The 18,120-nt window shown below is 64.9% G+C and carries 13 protein-coding genes; 9 read left to right on the top strand and 4 right to left on the bottom strand.

Features of this window, described 5'->3' with window-relative positions:
* Window positions 1-43: 43 nt before the first annotated feature.
* On the bottom strand, window positions 44-913 hold the full coding sequence (gene gluQRS / locus BraRD5C2_RS28115) for a tRNA glutamyl-Q(34) synthetase GluQRS (protein WP_223974431.1): 870 nt from the start codon (window positions 911-913) through the stop codon (window positions 44-46).
* A 200-nt stretch (window positions 914-1,113) separates the two neighbouring features.
* Between gluQRS and BraRD5C2_RS28120 the strand changes: the two genes are divergently transcribed.
* The gene (locus BraRD5C2_RS28120) at window positions 1,114-1,767 is read left to right on the top strand and encodes a DNA-3-methyladenine glycosylase family protein (protein WP_223974432.1); all 654 of its coding nucleotides are present in this window, start codon (window positions 1,114-1,116) and stop codon (window positions 1,765-1,767) included.
* A gap of 142 nt (window positions 1,768-1,909) precedes the next feature.
* Window positions 1,910-3,502 (top strand): glycoside hydrolase family 17 protein, encoded by a 1,593-nt coding sequence (locus tag BraRD5C2_RS28125; protein ID WP_223974433.1) that lies wholly within the window; start codon window positions 1,910-1,912, stop codon window positions 3,500-3,502.
* Window positions 3,503-3,601: 99 nt separating this feature from the next.
* Here the strand turns inward: BraRD5C2_RS28125 and BraRD5C2_RS28130 are convergent, their stop codons facing one another.
* Together BraRD5C2_RS28130 and BraRD5C2_RS28135 are read right to left on the bottom strand one after the other, a co-directional pair.
* Complete coding sequence (locus BraRD5C2_RS28130; RefSeq protein ID WP_223974241.1) at window positions 3,602-6,358, bottom strand: autotransporter domain-containing protein; 2,757 nt, start codon at window positions 6,356-6,358, stop codon at window positions 3,602-3,604.
* Between the two features lie 414 nt (window positions 6,359-6,772).
* Complete coding sequence (locus BraRD5C2_RS28135; protein WP_223974434.1) at window positions 6,773-7,660, bottom strand: LysR family transcriptional regulator; 888 nt, start codon at window positions 7,658-7,660, stop codon at window positions 6,773-6,775.
* A gap of 172 nt (window positions 7,661-7,832) precedes the next feature.
* On the opposite strand from BraRD5C2_RS28135, the gene BraRD5C2_RS28140 reads away from it, so the two are divergent.
* The 6 genes from BraRD5C2_RS28140 to BraRD5C2_RS28165 all read left to right on the top strand — a co-directional run bounded on the left by BraRD5C2_RS28140 (window position 7,833) and on the right by BraRD5C2_RS28165 (window position 15,451).
* A complete protein-coding gene (locus BraRD5C2_RS28140) occupies window positions 7,833-8,807 on the top strand; it encodes an NAD(P)H-dependent flavin oxidoreductase (RefSeq protein WP_223974243.1) in 975 nt (324 codons plus the stop codon).
* Between the two features lie 33 nt (window positions 8,808-8,840).
* Complete coding sequence (locus BraRD5C2_RS28145; protein ID WP_223974245.1) at window positions 8,841-9,698, top strand: alpha/beta hydrolase; 858 nt, start codon at window positions 8,841-8,843, stop codon at window positions 9,696-9,698.
* A gap of 43 nt (window positions 9,699-9,741) precedes the next feature.
* Window positions 9,742-11,259 (top strand): acyl-CoA synthetase, encoded by a 1,518-nt coding sequence (locus BraRD5C2_RS28150; protein WP_223974246.1) that lies wholly within the window; start codon window positions 9,742-9,744, stop codon window positions 11,257-11,259.
* 104 nt (window positions 11,260-11,363) lie between these two features.
* Window positions 11,364-12,449 carry a DUF2855 family protein gene (locus BraRD5C2_RS28155; protein ID WP_223974247.1) on the top strand — a complete coding sequence of 362 codons (1,086 nt, stop codon included), beginning with the start codon at window positions 11,364-11,366 and terminating at the stop codon, window positions 12,447-12,449.
* Window positions 12,450-12,561: 112 nt separating this feature from the next.
* Window positions 12,562-14,349 (top strand): flavin-containing monooxygenase, encoded by a 1,788-nt coding sequence (locus tag BraRD5C2_RS28160; RefSeq protein WP_223974248.1) that lies wholly within the window; start codon window positions 12,562-12,564, stop codon window positions 14,347-14,349.
* Between the two features lie 124 nt (window positions 14,350-14,473).
* Window positions 14,474-15,451 (top strand): peptidyl-alpha-hydroxyglycine alpha-amidating lyase family protein, encoded by a 978-nt coding sequence (locus tag BraRD5C2_RS28165; protein ID WP_223974249.1) that lies wholly within the window; start codon window positions 14,474-14,476, stop codon window positions 15,449-15,451.
* Between the two features lie 158 nt (window positions 15,452-15,609).
* On the opposite strand, the gene BraRD5C2_RS28170 is transcribed toward BraRD5C2_RS28165, so the two are convergent.
* The gene (locus BraRD5C2_RS28170; protein WP_223974250.1) at window positions 15,610-17,370 is read right to left on the bottom strand and encodes a chloride channel protein; all 1,761 of its coding nucleotides are present in this window, start codon (window positions 17,368-17,370) and stop codon (window positions 15,610-15,612) included.
* A gap of 192 nt (window positions 17,371-17,562) precedes the next feature.
* Between BraRD5C2_RS28170 and BraRD5C2_RS28175 the strand changes: the two genes are divergently transcribed.
* The gene (locus tag BraRD5C2_RS28175) at window positions 17,563-18,120 is read left to right on the top strand and encodes an HNH endonuclease (RefSeq protein ID WP_016845270.1); all 558 of its coding nucleotides are present in this window, start codon (window positions 17,563-17,565) and stop codon (window positions 18,118-18,120) included.

Below are 18,120 nucleotides of genomic sequence, written 5' to 3' on the forward strand. Positions count from 1 at the left end.
ATCAGCGGCAAAATTCCATTATTCCGAAATCATGTGCAGCACGCTAGAGTAAGCCGACCAGTCGGCGGATATCGGCCGGGCTGGCGCCCTCTGCCCGCAGCTCGCGCAGCCCGGTCGCCCGGGTCGATTTCGACAGTTTTTGGCCGGCAGCGTCCCGGATCAGCGTGTGGTGCCGGTAGGCCGGCACGGGCAGTCCAAGCAGCTCCTGCAACAGCCGATGCACGCTAGTCGACCAGAACAGGTCAACGCCCCTGACCACATCGGTGACGCCTTGCAGGGTGTCGTCGATCACGACCGAGAGATGGTAACTGGTTGGGGTCTCCTTGCGCGCCAGGATCACGTCGCCCCAGGCCTCCGGCCGGGCCGCCACGTTCCCGGTCTTGGCGGCCGGACCCTCGCCGTCCTCCTGCCAGCGCAGGCCGCCGGTGCGCGCGCATGCTGCCGCCATGTCGAGCCGCAGCGCGAACGGCCCGCCCTGCCCGATCAGCCGGTCGCGCTGCTCGGCCGAGAGCGATTTCGCGGTTCCCGGATAGAGCGGCGCGCCATCCGGATCGCGCGGCCACGCGCTGGCGGACTCGCGGTCCGCGACCAGCCGCGCGATCTCGGCGCGGCTTTCGAAGCTCGGATAGACCAGCCGCTCGGCCGACAAGCGCTCGATCGCCGCGCGATAGGCGGCAAAATGCTCCGACTGCCGCCGCACCGGGGTCTCCCAGGCGATGCCGAGCCAGGCCAGATCTTCATAGATTGCCTGCTCGAACTCGACCCGGCAGCGCGTCGCGTCGATGTCCTCGATCCGCAGCAGGAAGCGTCCGCCCGAATCGCGCGCCAGGTCGTAGTTGAGCAGCGCCGAATAGGCATGGCCGAGATGCAGGTAGCCGTTCGGACTCGGGGCAAAACGGAAAACGGGTGGCATGGTGTTCGATCGCGCGTCATTGCCGGGCCGGACCCGGCGATCCTTGGTGGGCATGATCTTCGCGCAAACGCCTGGCGTTTGTCGCGAAGCAAAACCGGTTTCCACTTTTCCGGACCATGCGGCTGGACAAGACTCTGTTACGATAGGAGATGGATGCGCGGGTCAAGCCCGCGCATGACAAGCCGAATGCAGATCCCGCAATGCTGATCCATCTCGAAACCCAGGCCGACCTCGATGAGGCCATCCAGAAGCTGGTCGACCAGGATCGACGGCTGCGCCCGATCCTCGAACTGACCGGCATGCCGGCCATCCGGCAGCGCGAGCCGGGGTTTGCGGGACTTGCCGCGATCGTCTGCGGCCAGCAGTTGTCGACCGCGAGTGCTGCTGCGATCTGGGGCCGTGTCAGCCAGGCGTTCGACCCGTTCCACCATGATACGATTCGCAAGGCGCGCGCCGACCGGCTCGGCCGGCTCGGGCTCTCGGCGGCCAAGATCAAGACGCTGAAGCACATCGCGCGCGAGCTCGCCGAGGAGCGGCTGAACCTCGACGTGCTCGCCAACGAAGAGGCCGATGCCGCGCACAACACGCTGACCGCGCTGCCCGGGATCGGCCCGTGGACCGCCGACGTCTATCTCTTGTTCTGCCTCGGCCATGGCGATGCCTGGCCGGCGGGAGACCTCGCCGTGCAGGAAGCGGTCAAGGTCGGACTCGGGCTGAAGGAGCGGCCGACGCCGAAGCAGATGGCACCGCTCGCCGAGCCGTGGCGTCCGTTGCGCGGCGCCGCCGCGCATCTGTGGTGGGCCTATTATCGCGTGCTCAGGAATCGCGAAGGCGTGATCGCCGGCGCGAAGTAGGTCGTGGAGAAAACATTCCAACTGCGTGAACGCGTGATATAGCATCCGTAGACGAATACTTATTCACTTTGCCGGCCTCGCCCATTTTGCCCAGCACATCCTTCCAGCAAGGAGGACAGACCTGGTATCGCTTCGCATCCCACTGACGCTTCTCCTGATAACCCTCGGGGCTATCGCCGCGGCGTGGTGGTGGCTGGGCATCCCGGTCAGCCTGGTGCGCGCTCCGATCGATCCGAGCGATAAAGTCCAGTGCATCTCCTACGCTCCGTTCCGCAACAATCAGACATCACTTGCTCCCGCGACGCAGGTCACGCCGGAACAGATCGCAGAAGACCTCGCGCAACTCGCGAAGATATCCGACTGCATCCGCACCTATGCGACCGATCTCGGTCTCGACCAGATCCCCGGGCTCGCAGCCAAGGCCGGGCTGAAGGTCATTCAGGGCATTTTCCTCGATCGAGACCGAAAGAAGAATGCAACGCAGGTCGAAACGGCGATCCGCCTCGCCAAGCAATATCCCGACACGATCATCGCGCTCGTGGTCGGCAACGAAGTTCTGCTGCGCAAGGAAATGGCGGCGTCCGACCTCGCCGCCATGATCCGCTCGATCAAGGCACAGGTCAGCGTTCCCGTCACCTATGCCGACGTCTGGGAGTTCTGGCTGAGCAACCGCGAACTTGCTGACGTCGTCGACTTCATCACGATTCACATCCTGCCATATTGGGAGAATATCCCAATCCCCGCGGAACGTGCCGCCGCTCACGCTGACGAGATGCGCCGGCAGATCGCGGCGGTTTTTCCGGGCAAGGAAATCTTTATCGGAGAAGTAGGTTGGCCGAGCGAGGGGCGCATGCGCGAGTCCGCGCTGCCGTCGCGCGTCAATCAGGCACGCGTGGTCTCGGAGGTGCTCGACCTTGCCCGGCGCGAGCATTTCCGCGTCAATTTGTTCGAAGCGTACGATGAGGGATGGAAGCGCGAGATCGAAGGTACGGTCGGTGGCTCCTGGGGCCTGTTCGATTCCGAAGAACGCACGCTGAAATATCCGGCTGGAGTGCCGATCAGTAATTTTCCGTTATGGAAACTGCAAATGTGCAGCGGAATGGCGCTGGCGATCCTGGTGTTCGGCGCGGCATGGCTGACCTTGCGCCGCAAGCCGAGGGAGCCAAAGGAAGCAAGGCTCGTGTCATGGCTTGCGGTCACTCTCTCTGCGACCACAGCCGGAATCCTGTTCGGGGTCGCCGCGCAACGACTGGTCTATGAAAGCTACGGCACCGGAGGCTGGCTTGTGTGGGGGTCGCTTCTTGTGGCGGCAACGGCTTCGCCGGTGTTCGGCGCCAACGCCCTGATGTCGGGTCGCGCGCCGCCCAGCTTTGCCGAATTGCTGGGTCCGAAGGGCTACCACACTGAATCGGTACTGGTGACGATGCACGGATTGGCCTTGATGGTCACCGCCGTGATCGGCACAGCGACCGCACTCGGCCTTATCTTCGACCCGCGCTTCATCGATTTTCCGTTCGCGCCCCTCACGATGGCGGCGGTGCCTTTTGCAGCCTTGACGCTGCTCAATCCTCCCGGGAAGGGAAACCGCCCTCTCGCGGAATCGATGTTTGCCGGCATTTTCGTTGCAGCGGCAATCTACACTGGGCTCAACGAAGGGCCAGAGAACTGGCAGGCGCTGTGGACTTGCGCTGCCTTCATGTTGCTCGCGGCAACGTTATGGCGGGCCCGCGCCTGAAAATACGTACCAGGCCGTGTACCCATAAACCCAGCGACGTGATGCGACGAACGCTGTCGGATCAGGGAGCCTTCGTGCGTCCTATGCCCGGCCGCGTTCTCACCATTGATAGCGCACGACGCCCTTGCCGGCATAGCTGCGTGTGACGTTGGAGAATTCACCCTCGAACGTCCCCGCCACCGACCAGCCGTTGACCCACTTCATCTCGGCGGATGCGGTGGTCAGCGCGGAGTCGGAGGCCTGCGCTGCGCCGTTGACCACGAAGCTTGCGCCCGGCAGCGCCTGGAACGTGGGGCTGATCGTCCGGTTCGGGTCGTAGTCATGCGCCCAGGCGAGCCGGCCCCGCAACGTGAGGATGCCATCGAGCATGGCGAACGACTTGTCGCTGCGCAGGCCGAGTTCGCTGCGCGTATCGGTCACGCTTCGGGCCGCATTGGCCAGTGCAAAAGTCGCCGAGCCGGATACCACCTGCTCGGCATAGGCCGGGAGCTGGAAGGTCGTGAACTGCGCCGCCGCATACGGTGTCAGGCCGATGCCGCCGATCCAGGGCGCGACGAAGCGATAGCCGCCTTCGGCGCGGCCCGAATACGCGTTGGCATTGAACTCGGCGCGCAGGCGGTCGATGCCGGCGATCGTGACCGTGCGGTTGGTCGTGATGTCCTGCCAGCCATAGGCCAGCGCGCCGGTTATATAGGCCGGCCCCTGGGTGTGGCGGGCATAGACGCCTGCCTGGAACAGGTCGGAGCGTCCGCTTCCGAGCCCGTTGCCGATCGTAAACGCCGTGCCGCCGCCGGCCAGCGAAAAGCCTGCCAGCGTGTCCGGCGTGAATAGATAGTCGGCACCCGCGGCGGCTCCGGCAATGCTGCTCGTCGTGAAATTGGTGCCCGTGGCCGCGTTACCGTCCGTCGACTGCGTGCCGCCGAAGGCCGCGCCCCAAACGCTCCAGCGCCTTTGGGGGATGAGCGGCGGCGCCTTCGTGACCATCGCGAAGGCGTCGGTCTTCTCCTTCTTCTTCGCGGCGTAGGCGCTCGCCTCGTCGTCCTCTTCCGTAAAGCCGGTCGCGCTCGGCGATAGTCCCTGCCCGCCGTTCTGCTGCATGAACCGATCGGTGAGCAGGCTCATATACATGCTCATGGCCTGGAACGTCGTCTGTTGCGAGCCCGTGCCGACTTCGCCGGAGGCTTGCGTCAGTCCCGCGGGCGACAGCGTTCCATAGACCAGCGGGATGCTGCCATTGGCGTTGAAGAAGCTGCTCAGCGCATTGCCGACCGCCTGTTGATTGGTGTTGAGGCCGCCCGGGACCGCGAAATTCAGGTTCAGATTGAGGAAGACGTCGCTGGCGTCGTAGCTCAGGGCCGTGTTGAAGCCCGACGGCAGATTGGTGTTGACCACCGAGCCGAACGTGCCGGTGACGCCGCCCGTCGCGGTCAGAATGGTGTATTTCTTGGCGACGTAGATGCCATTGGCGAACATCGCAGCGACGGTCGCACCGCCAAGCGTTGCCGCGCCAGTAACGGTCGTGAAGGATGCGGTCGTCGGATTGAGGGACACGACGTACATCGCGCCCGATTGGAACGCGAGGTTGCCATTGATCGCCATCGATATACCCGGTGCGCCCGATCCCGGCGCGAATATGCCGCCCGAATTGACCTGGGTGTTGCCGACCGTCCCCGTGCCAAGCAGCATGCCGCCGCTGTTCACCGTCGTCAGGCTCGACGTGGCAATCGATCCGTCGATCTCGAGCTTGGCGCCATTGTTGATGGTGGTCGCGCCGGTGTATGTGTTGGTCCCGGTGAAAATCGCCGAGCCGCCCGAGCCAGAGTTGGCGATGGTGATGTTGCCGCCGGTGGTCGCGTCGGAGAACACGCCCGAGAATGTCACCGTATTGCCCGCGAGATTGATCGTGTTCGTCGTGGCGTTGCTGAGCGAGAATCCCTGGCTGTAGGTCGCGCCGGCCTGATCCATCAGCAACGTGCCACCATTGAAGATCGGGGCGAGGGTGACCCCCAGCGCGCTCGCGTTGTAGCTTGGGACCGCGGTGTCGATGGTGTGGAAGACGTCCATCGTCACGGTCACGTTGCCGGAGTTCAGCGCATGCAGTCCGTCGGTATTCACGCCGGTGGCCTGATAGGTGAAGGTATCTATTCCGGCGAAACCCGCGGTTGGCGTGTAGAGAAGCGAATTGCCGCTGGTGGTCAACGTACCATGCGACGGGTTGACGTTACCAAATCCCTTGATGATTTGATTGATGCAACCGGATACGGCCGACGCGGGTGGTCCCTGACCTGCATTCCCCTGCGCGCCGCAACCGGTGATACTTCCTGCGGGAACCGCGAGCAGGATGGCGTTATTCGGGGTGTCCAATACCGTGACGGCTCCGGGAATGACGTTCAGCGAGACATTGAGCGTGGCAGGACCGCTGGTGCCAAAAGTGGTCCCGCCGGCCGAACCCGGGCCGCCGGCGCCGTTGAACACGGTCGTCACACCGATCGAGAAATGATCCAGGCCGACGAATGTAGAAGTTGAGGGAGTGTAGATGTAATTGATGCCGCTGGCCGTCCGCGTGCCGACGAGGGTTCCGTTCGTGGTCGTTATGTTCAAATGAGTATCGTTGTTGACGTTGCCGCCGTAGCAATCCGGATCAGCGGTGAACACGCCGCTGCCACCATTGACGATCAGGAACGTGGTGCCCTCATTGGGCTGGCAGAACAGCGGATCGCCTGGGTTGTTGGTAACGGCGAGTGCTGCGCTGGTGCAAATTCCCAGGACGGCGACGGTCACAATTAAACGAGCAAGCCATCCCGCACCCTGGCCCCAGACCAAAAATTTCCGCATCCCGACGACGTAAAATGCCATGGGGTGCCCCCTCGAAAAACTGACCCAAAACATAAAGGCTTGTCGGTCCACATCAGAACCGGAGTCGACTCGATTAGCCCTTAGGTATTTTACCTAAGACGCCGTAGTATCCTACCGACATGACACCCAGCAATATCAGGCACCGTCCAGACACAACTTATCTACGGTTGTGGCGGATCAGCCACTGTTCGCTTGTTCTCTTATCCTGAGGGTTCAAGCGCGGTTCTTTATCCGCTTCAGTTGTTGCGACTGCGCCGCTTGCTCCTCAAATCGTGGGCTTTGAAGCCGGCTTCTCCGCACAATCAAAAGGACCAGAGCCCTTTTCCGTTCCGATGGAATCTGAACGGGGCTCTAGATTTTCGTCTTGACGCGTTTTCTTGACGCGAACCGGTATCCACTTCGCTCGAAAACGCGCTACCCACGCAGCCTGACGCGGTCCTCGCGCGCGCAATCGGTGACGAAGCCGATGACGGCGCGCACCGAGGGAAGCTCGACCAGGTCGGGATGGGCGAGCAGCCAGAGATCGGAGAGGCTCGACAGCTTCTGCGGCGCGACCCGAACCAGATCGGGATAGTCGGCCCCGACCAGGCAGGACAGCGCGCAAATCCCGAGCCCGGCCCGCGCCGCCGCAAGCATGTCGCCCTGCGAGGAGCAGCGCATCACCAGCGTGCCCTGCCGCGTGATGACGTCGCTCCACCGCGCCAGCCGCGCATTCGAGGCCTGGTCGGCGAACCCGATCACGCTGTGCCCCCGCCACTCGTCCGGCCGCTCCGGCAGCTTGCGCCCGGCGGCATAACCGCGTGACGCATAAAAGCCGGCGCCGAGCCGTCCGATCTTGCGTCCGATCAGGTTCTCGTCCCCGGCATCGACCGGCCGCAGCACCACGTCGGCCTCGCGCCGCCGCACGCTCGCCGGAAACGGATGGGTGATGATCTCGAGCTGGATGTTGGCGTGATCGCGCAGAAACGGCCCGAGGCGCGGCATCAGCCAATGCGCCGCCAACGTCGCGCCGATCGACAGCTTCACGACGCCGCGGGCCTGCTCGCCGGTGGCGGACGCGGCCGCCTCCGCGCGCAGCGCCGCAGCCGCCATCACCTCAGTGTGCTCGCGGAACTTGCGGCCATGCGATGTCAGCGACAGGCCATCATTGGAGCGGGCGAACAGGCGAGTCCCGAGCTGCTTCTCGAGTGCCGCGACGTTGCGCCCGATGGTGGGGTGGCTGATGCGCAACCGCCGCGCCGCGCCGGCGAAGCTGCGCGTCTCGGCGACCGCGACGAACGTCTTGCAAAGCTCCCAGTCCATGTTGCCGCCCGCGCCGTTGTTCATTTCTGGCCAATCAGCTGTTCAATATTGAACGTCATGACGCGGCCGTCCAGCCTTATATTGCCGCGCCAAGGGAGCCGCCGCTCCGGCCATCACAACAAATCGCGATCCGCCCCGGCACCGGCCGGGCGGCGCATGGAGGATCCGAACAATGTCGCTGCCCGCCTCGCTCGCCAACAGGCTCGAACTGCCGGTCGTCGGCTCCCCGCTGTTCATCGTCTCGGGGCCCGAGCTCGTGATCGCGCAGTGCAAGGCCGGCATCGTCGGCTCATTCCCGGCGCTCAACGCCCGCCCGGTCGAGAAGCTCGACGAATGGCTGACGCGGATCGAGAACGAGCTCGGCGAGTATCAGGCGCTGCATCCGGAGAAGAAGGTCGCTCCCTACGCGGTCAACCAGATCTGCCACGCCTCCAACGACCGGCTGATGCACGACATGGAAACCTGCGTGAAGCACAAGGTGCCCATCATCATCACCTCGCTGCGGCCGCCGTCCGAGATCGTCGAAGCCGCGCATTCCTATGGCGGCGTGGTGTTCCACGACGTCATCAACGTGAAGCACGCCCGCAAGGCCGCCGAGCAGGGCGTCGACGGATTGATCCTGGTCTGTGCCGGCGCCGGCGGCCATGCCGGCACGCTGTCACCGTTCGCGCTGGTGCGCGAGGTCAAGCAGTGGTTCAAGGGCACCATCCTGCTGTCGGGCGCGATCTCCGACGGCTGGAGCATCGCGTCCGCACTCGCGCTCGGCGCCGACCTTGCTTATGTGGGCACCCGCTTCATCGCGACCGAGGAAGCCAACGCCGACCTCAGGTACAAGCAGGCGCTGACCGAATATGCCGCACACGACATCGTCTATTCGAACCTGTTCACCGGCGTGCACGGCAACTACCTCGGACCGTCGATCGCAGCCGCAGGCCTCGATCCCACCAACCTGCCGGTCGCCGACAAGACCAAGATGAATTTCGGCTCCGGCGGCAACACCAAGGCCAAGGCCTGGCGCGACATCTGGGGTTCGGGCCAGGGCATCGGCCAGATCACCGACGCCCCGCCGGTTGCCGAATTGGTGGCGCGGATGAAGGCGGAGCTTGCGCAGGCACGCGACAGCTTCACGACGCGGCTCAGCGCCTGATCGGCAATCCCTGATATCTCGCAGGAGCGCAGGATGAAGCGTCCGCTGTTATTGATCCTTCTCGCCCTGCTCACGACGATGTCCGGCATGGCACGGGCCGGCGACGGCCCGTGGGGCGCGTTCGAGAAGAACACGCTCAATCCGGGCGAGATGTCGCAGGCAACGCCGGCGGACCTCGGTCTGGCCTTCGAGCGCGTCGCAATACCGAGCCGTGATCGCCGGCTCGACGGCTTCCTGGTGCATGCGGCCGCATCATGCCCGGCCGCGCCGGCGCTGCTGATCTTCCACGGCCGTGGCGAAACCGTCGCCGATTGGATCGCGGTGCAGAAATTCCTGCACGACAAATGTGTGTCCTCGCTCGTGTTCGACTATTCCGGGCATGGCCGGAGCAGCCCGCCCGGGACGATCGACAACATCAACGATGACAGCGTCGCGGCGCTCGACGCCTTCTTGAAGCTGTTTCCCGCCGACGGACGGCGCTGCCTGCTCAGCCACTCCCTCGGCGGCGGTCCATTGCTTTACGCGGCAACGCATGGTGACGCCAAACCGGACTGCATCGTCGTTGCAAGCCCGTTCTCGTCGCTGCGCGACATTGCTATTCGGGGTGGCGCGCCCGAGCAGGCCATGCTCAAGCTGCCGGACGTCTGGAACAACGTCGACGCGGCGAGCCATTTGTCGATCCCCCTGCTTTGGGTTCACAGCCGATCGGACAAAACGATCCCTGTCGATCTCGGCCAACGGGTCTATGATGCGAAGCCGGGAACGAAGACCTCCGACGTGATCGACGGATTTGATCACAACGCAATCTACAAGGAGATGCCCGACGCGATCTGGTCACCGATCATCGCGTTTGCGAAGACCAAATCAGCGGCGCGGGCCGGAAGCTGGTAAGCCGGAACACCGGCCGGACGATCGCGAGGAAACGGAACGGAATATGATCATCAGCGGCGACAGACAGATCAGCTATAGCGACATTCACGCCCGCATCGCGCGGGCGGCGACCGGCTTCCGCGCGCTCGGCGTTCAGGGCGGCAAGCCGGTCGGCATGATGCTGCGCAACGATTTCGCGCTGTTCGAGGTGGTCGCAGCGTCAGCCGCACTCGGCAGTCCGGTGGTGCCGATCAATTGGCATCTGAAGGCGGACGAGGTCGCCTACATCCTGTCCGACAGCGGCGCCGACACGCTGGTTTGCCACGCCGACCTGCTGCCGCAGATCCGCGACGGGCTGCCGCCGGAGATCAAGCTATTGGTCGTGACGACGCCGCCGGAGATCGCCGCAGCCTATGGCGTGGCGCCGGAACTCACGCACGCGCCCGATGGCGTCGCCGACTGGGACCAATGGCGCGACACCCATGCGCCGCTGACCGACGCTCCGCTCGGCGCCGCGCCGATGTTCTATACCTCGGGCACGACCGGACTGCCGAAGGGCGTGCGGCGCAAGCCGATGCATCCCGAGCAGTTGCCGGCGGCGGCCCGCATCGGTGCGCTCACCTACGGCGTCAAGCCCGACGAAGATCAGGTGATCCTGATGAACGGGCCGATGTACCATTCGGCCCCGCATTCCTACGGCATGCTCGCGTTCCGCAACGGCTGCAGCATCGTGCTCGAACCGCGCTTCGATCCCGAGGATCTGCTGCAACTGACCGAGCGTCACCGCGTCACCCACATGCATATGGTGCCGACCATGTTCGTGCGGCTGCTGCGGCTGCCGGAGGAGACGCGGCGGCGCTACGACCTGTCGTCGCTGCGCTTCATCATCCACGGCGCGGCGCCCTGCCCGGTCGACGTCAAGCGCGCGATGATCGAGTGGTGGGGCCCCGTGATCAACGAATATCTCGGCTCGACCGAGACCGGCATCCCGGTCTGGCATTCGTCGGCCGAGGCGCTGGCCAAGCCCGGCACTGTCGGCCGCGCCATCGAGGGCGGCATCGTCAAGATCTTCCGGCCCGACGGCACGCAATGCGACGTCGGTGAGCCCGGCGAGATCTTCATGCGCCAAACCTTGATCTCGGATTTCGACTATCACCGTAATGCCAAGGCACGCGCCGAGGCCGATCACGACGGCCTGATCAGCGTCGGCGACGTCGGCTATCTCGACGCGGACGGCTATCTGTTCCTGTGCGACCGCAAGCGCGACATGGTGATCTCGGGCGGCGTCAACATCTATCCCGCCGAGATCGAGAATACCCTGATCGGCATGGCAGGCGTCCGCGATTGCGCGGTATTCGGCGTGCCCGACGACGAGTATGGCGAGCGGCTGTTCGCCTGCGTCGAGCCGGAAGCGGACAGCACGCTATCGATCGCGGCGATCCAGGAATTTCTGCGCGGCAAGCTCGCCAATTTCAAGGTGCCGAGGGACATCCGCTTCATGGACGCGCTGCCGCGCGAGGCCACCGGCAAGATCTTCAAGCGCAAGCTGCGCGACCTCTACCGCGACGGACAGCTTCGCTGAACGAGATGGCGGTGAGGCGAACGGCGTTTGAAACTTAGTTGCTGTTGCAAAACGCCGGCGATCGACGCAACGATGCCGGCGCATCCGAAGCCGGGATCATCGCCATGAACGCCACTGACTTCATCGTCATCCGCAACGACCTGCAGCAATGCAAGGTGATCGAGACGCGATTGCCCGATGCCGCGGCGCTGCCGGTCGATGCGCTGCTGGTGAAAGTGACCCGCTTCGCCTTCACCGCCAACAACATCACCTACGCCGTGATCGGCGAGCAGCTGAAATACTGGCAGCTGTTCCCGGCGCCCGAGGGGTACGGCATCATCCCGGTGTGGGGCTTTGGCGAGGTGCTGGCGTCGAAACATCCCATGATCGCAGCCGGCGAAACGCTGTTCGGCTATTTCCCGATGGCGACCCATCTGGTGATCGAGGCGGCCGATGTCAGCAAGCGCGGCCTGCGCGACGGCGCCGCGCACCGGCAGGAGGTCTCGCCGGTCTACAATGCCTATGCCCGCGTCTCCGGCGATCCGACCTATGCCGGCCAGCAGGGCGATTTCCGCGCGCTGCTGCTGCCGTTGTTCATGCTGTCGTTCCTGGTCGACGACGCCCTCGCCGAGAACGCGTTCTACGGCGCACGCCGCGTCATCCTGTCGTCGGCCTCGAGCAAGACCGCGTTCGGGCTCGCCCATCTGCTGCACAAACGCGGCATCCGGGTGATCGGGCTGACCTCGAAGGGCAATGTCGATTTCGTCACCTCGCTCGGCTGCTATGACGACGTCGTCACCTATGACCAGGTCGCCGCGATCCCGGCGGCTGAGCCCACGGCCTATGTCGACATGGCCGGCAACAGTGCGCTGCGCGAGACCCTGCACCGGCACTTCGGTGCGCAGATGGTCTATTCCGGCCGGGTCGGGCTCACCCATCGCGCGAGCGAGCCGGATGAGCCGACGCTGCCCGGTGCCAAGCCGGTGTGGTTCTTCGCGCCCGACCAGATCCGCAAGCGCGCCAAGGAATGGGGTCCCGGCGGCATCGACCAGCGGTTCGGCGCCGCATGGACGGAGCTCGTGCCGCACCTGCCCAACTGGCTCGATGTCGTCGAGCGGCGCGGCCCGGCCGCGGTGCGCGAGGCCTATCTCGATACCCTGCAGGGCCGCGTTCCGCCGGATCAAGGCCTGATCCTGTCGCTGGCCGAATAGGCGATATCCCGTCGCGCCCTTTCTGCGGCCTCGCCAATGGGTATAGGCTTGCCGGCAAGGGAACGCCGCCAAGAAGAACGTCACCAAGGCGGCCGATGACGAGAAACGCTCAATGCTCGACAAGACGGACGATATTTCGGTCGCCGCCGACAATTGGCTTGTGCAGTTCGAGGATGCGCTGGCGGGCCCCGACGATGTGCTGCTGAAGCCGCTGTTCCATCCCGAGAGCTATTGGCGCGACGTGCTGGCGCTGAGCTGGAACATCCAGACCGTCAACCGCGCCTTTGCCATCATCGAGGAATTGCCCGCGCATGCCCGCCGCAGTGCGCCGCATGACTTCCGCATCGATGCCGAGCGCGCGCCGCCCCGCCGGGTGATGCGCGCCGGCACGAACGCGATCGAGGCGATCTTCAAGTTCGAAACCGCTGTCGGCCGCGGCCACGGCATTGTGCGGCTGATCCCTGACGCCGCCGACGGCGATCGGCTGAAGGCCTGGACGTTGCTGACCGCACTAGAGGAGTTGAAGGGGTTCGAGGAGCAGCAGGGACGCACAAGGCCGCGTGGACAAGCCTATTCCCGCGATTTCCGCGGACCCAACTGGCTCGACCTGCGCAGGGCGTCCGCCAAATATGCCGGCCGCGACCCCGATGTGCTGGTGGTCGGCGGCGGACAGGCCGGGCTTGCGATCGCCGCCCGGCTGCAACAGCTCAAGATCGATACGCTGATCGTCGACCGCGAGGCGCGCGTCGGCGACAATTGGCGCAAGCGCTATCACGCGTTGACTCTGCACAACCAGGTGCAGGTCAATCATTTGCCCTACATGCCGTTCCCGCCGAACTGGCCGACCTATATCCCGAAGGACAAGCTCGCCAACTGGTTCGAATCCTATGTCGATGCCATGGAGCTGAACTTCTGGACCGGTACGGAATTCGTCGGCGGCAGCTATGACGAGGCAAGGGGACGCTGGACCATCGAGCTGCGCCGCGCCGACGGCACGACGCGGAAACTGCAGCCGCGCCATGTCGTGATGGCGACCGGCGTCAGCGGCATCCCGAGCGTGCCCGATATCCTCGGCTTGAAGACTTTCTCCGGCAAGGTGCTGCACTCCAGCGGTTACGAGGACGGCGAGCATTGGGCGGGCAAGCGCGCGCTTGTCATCGGCACCGGCAACAGCGGCCACGACATCGCGCAGGATCTGCATTCCTCCGGCGCCGAGGTCACCTTGGTGCAGCGCTCCTCGACGCTCATCACCAATATCGAACCGTCGGCGCAGCTGGCCTATGCCGCCTACAATGAAGGCTCGCTCGAGGACAACGACCTGATCGCGACCTCGATGCCGCTGGCGCTCGCCAAGCGCAGCCATGTGCTGATCACCGAGCAGTCGAAGGAGCTCGACAGGCCGCTGCTCGACGGCCTCGCGCGCAAGGGCTTCAAGCTCGATTTCGGCGACGGCGGCACCGGCTGGCAGTTCAAATACCTGACCCGCGGCGGCGGCTACTACTTCAACGTCGGCTGCTCCGATCTCGTCGCGAGCGGCGCGATCGCGCTGAAGCAGTTCGCCGACATCGAGACCTTCGTGAGCGAAGGCGCGCGGCTGAAGACCGGCGAGACGGTGACCGCCGACCTGATCGTGCTCGCGACCGGCTACCGGCCGCAGGAAGAGCTGGTGAAGAGACTGTTCGGCGAGGCGATGGCCGCGCGCGTCGGCCCGATCTGGGGGTTCGGCGACGGCCAGGAGCTGCGCAACATGTACACCCGCACGCCGCAGCCCGGCCTGTGGTTCATCGCCGGCAGCCTCGCGCAATGCCGCATCAACTCGCGCTATCTCGCGCTGCAGATCAAGGCGATCGAGGAAGGACTGTTGCCGCGCGACGTCGGGCCTGTGGCGAGGTTGACATAACCGTCATCGTCATTCCGGGATGCGCGGAGCGCAGGCCCGGAATCCATAACCACGATCGGGAGTATGGATTCCGGGCTCGCGCTACGCGCGCCCCGGAATGACGAAAAGAGAGAGGGGACGAACAATGCCAACCATCCTCGGCACCGGCGAGCATCGCTACCGCGTGGTGGAGAACTTCGCAAAACTCCCCGACGGCTGGAGCCTGACGGATGTCGCCTCCGTCGCGGTCGACAGCAAGGACCGCGTCTATGTCTTCAACCGTGGCGAACACCCGATGGTGGTGCTCGACCGCGAGGGGAATTTCATCCGGAGCTGGGGCGAAGACGTGTTCGCGCGCGCCCACGGCCTGCATATCGACGCCGACGACAATCTCTATTGCACTGACGACGGCGACCACACCGTGCGCAAATGCTCCACCGACGGCAAGGTGCTGCTGACGATCGGCATCCCGAACAAGCCGGCGCCATTCATGAGCGGCGAGCCGTTCCATCGCTGCACCCATACCGCGCTGTCGCCGAGCGGCGAGATCTATGTCTCCGACGGCTACGGCAATGCCTGCGTCCACAAATACACGCCGGACGGCAGGCTGATCAAAACCTGGGGCGAGCCCGGCACCGATCCCGGCCAGTTCAACATCGTGCACAACATCGCGACCGACGCCGATGGCTGGGTCTATGTCGCCGACCGCGAGAACCACCGCGTCCAGGTGTTCGACGGCAACGGTAAATACGAGACGCAGTGGAACAATCTGCACCGGCCCTGCGCGCTGTGCTGCTGCGGTGGCGGCAAGCAGCCGAATTTCGTGATCGGCGAGCTCGGCCCCGGCATGGCCGTCAACCGCAAGGTGCCCAATCTCGGCCCACGGCTGTCGATCGTGGATCATACCGGCAAACGCATCGCCCGGCTCGGCGGCGAGCACGGCCCCGGCGTCGAGACCGGCAAATTCCTGGCGCCGCACGGCATCGCGCTGGATTCGCGCGGCGACATCTATATCGGCGAAGTCGGCGTCACCGACTGGAAGACCAGCTTTCCGGACACCGAGATGCCGGCCGCGGTGCGCGTGACGCGATGCTTGCAGAAGCTGGAGCGGGTGACGGCGTAGTTTTGTAAAGGCCGCCCTTTGTCTTACCCCGTCACCCTGAGGAGCGCGCATTGCGCGCGTCTCGAAGGGTCGACGGCCCGGCTGGTGGCCGTGCATCCTTCGAGGCTCGCAAGAGCTCGCACCTCAGGATGACGGGTCGAAGAGCGCGCCCGCGAAAATCAAATCTCGCCGATCACCTCGCGGCGGCGCTGCTCGGATTCTTCCGCGTAGCGGCGCATCGCGTGCGCTTCGGTGAGGAGGCCGATCGGCCGCCGGTCGCCGTCGTCCTCGACCACGGCGAGCGATTCCGCTTCGGCGGCGTCGAACACCGCGATCGCCTCCTGCACGTTCATGGCGGGATGCAGCACCACATCGGAATAGCGCAGGATGCCGGCAAGCCCCTTGTCGGCCTCGAGATCGGGCGCGTGCGCTTCCGCGACCAGCGCGAGCCCGGCATAACGTCCCTCGCCGTCGACCGCGACGACCTGGGTCTTCGATCCGGGAGGGAATTCCTCGCGAAACGCCTCGATCGGCATCGCGGCGTTCACCGTCGTCATGTCCTGCCGCATCATCTTGCCGACCGTGAGATCGCGGATCCAGCCGATATCGGCGGCGCTGCGGATGGTCTCGCCGCGCAGATGCAGCCGCCAGGTCGCGAATGAATAGCCGAACAGCTCGCGCGTGATCGTGGTCGAGATGATGACCGCGACCAGCACCGCGGTGGTGAGCCAGAGATTGCCGGTGGATTCCAGCGCGATGAACGACATCGTCAATGGACCGCCGATCACCGAGGCCGACAGCGCGCTCATGCCGATCACAGCATAGGCGTTGGGATCGAGATTGAGCCCCGGCCACACGATGTCGACGCCGGCCGCGAACAGCCGGCCGTCGAGCGCACCCATGAACAGCGTGGCGAAGAACAATCCGCCGCGGAAACCCGAGCCGAGCGACACGATCGAGGCAACCGCCTTCAGCGCGAACACGCCGGCGATGAAGGTGAGCGGCATCGCCACGATGCCGGCGAAGCGCAGCGCGCCATGGCCCGACGACATCACCTGCGGCGTCAGCAGCGCCATGGCGCCGACCGCTAGCCCGCCGAGCGCCGGCCGCAGCGGCGGCCAGAGCCGGGTCTTGGCGAGCAGCGTCTCGCACAGCGCCACCCCGCGCATGATCGCAATGCCGGTCAGGGCCGCGACCACGCCGAGCAGCGCGGCGATCGCAAGATCCCGCCCGAGCACGTCGCCGACGGTTCCGACGCCGACGCCGAGCGGCAGCGGCTCGAAGGCATGGGCGACGAAATAGCCGGTCACCGCCGCCACGCCGACCGGGGTCAGACTCGCCGGCGTATAACCGCCGATCACAAGTTCGAAAGCATAGAACGCGCCGGCCAGCGGCGCGCTGAAGGCCCCGGCGATCGCCGCCGCCGCGCCGCAGCCGACCATGATCCGCTGGTCGTTGCGGCGGAGATGAAAGCCGCGGCCGAGCGAGGCGGCCAGACCGCTGGACAACTGGGTATAGCCGGCCTCGAGCCCGACCGAGCCGCCGACGCCACTCGACCAAATCGTCTGCAGCGCCACGATCACGCTGCCGCGGAACGACATCCGGCCGCCATACAGCGCGTTGGCCTCGATCGGGTCGATTTCCCGGGCCGGCCGGACCCGGAGCAGCAGCAGGAATGCTACGCCAAGCACCAGTCCGCCAACCGTGGGAACCACGAGCGCCCGCGCGGGATCGATGCTGAGCTGGCTCGACAGCCGTTCGCCCAGCGGCAGATTGAACAGCACCGAATGCAATACCGTGACCAGGCTGCTCATGACCGCGACCACGAGGCCGCCGATGGCGCCGATCAGCACCGCCAGCACCACGAGGCTCGTCTCGTGCGCACGCACGAATGCGCGCAATCGGCGCGGCGCCTCGAGATAGCTTGTGGTCGTGGTCATCGGCAGGGTCCGTCACTGGCCGACAGGGCCTTGCGGCTCCCTTTACGGGCCTCGCGGGCGGGAGGCAATCGGGGCAGGAACAGGGCAGGGCATGGCGGATAAGCCGCTCATTGCTCTTCACAATCCCGTCACGCTGCCTGTAGTATGTGAGTGCATGCTGCTTCGCAGCTAATGGGAGATCAGGAGCGTTATTTGAACGCACATGTCTCGCAAGGCGGTTGGCCGGTGCTGGTCTTGAATGCGGACTTCCGGCCGCTGAGTTATTACCCGCTGTCGCTCTGGTCCTGGCAGGACGCGATCAAGGCGGTGTTCCTCGATCGTGTCAACATTGTCGAATATTACGACCGCGCGGTACGAAGTCCTTCCTTCGAAATCCAACTGCCGAGCGTCGTATCCCTCAAGTCATTCGTCAAGCCGACCACCCACCCCGCCTTCACCCGGTTCAACGTTTTCCTTCGCGACCGATTCAGCTGCCAATACTGCCTGTCGGGCGACGACCTCACCTTCGATCACATCATTCCGCGCAGCAAGGGTGGCCAGACCACCTGGGAGAACGTCGTCGCCGCCTGCTCGCCCTGCAATCTGCGCAAGGGCAATCTGACGCCGCAGCAGGCCAAGATGTTTCCGAAGCAGACGCCCTACGCGCCGACGGTGCATCAACTCCACCGCAACGGCCGGCTGTTCCCGCCGAACTATCTGCACGAGAGCTGGCTCGATTATCTCTACTGGGATACTGAGCTCGATCCGTAG

The sequence above is a fragment of the Bradyrhizobium sp. RD5-C2 genome (genome assembly GCF_019972155.1).
Lineage (GTDB): Bacteria > Pseudomonadota > Alphaproteobacteria > Rhizobiales > Xanthobacteraceae > Bradyrhizobium.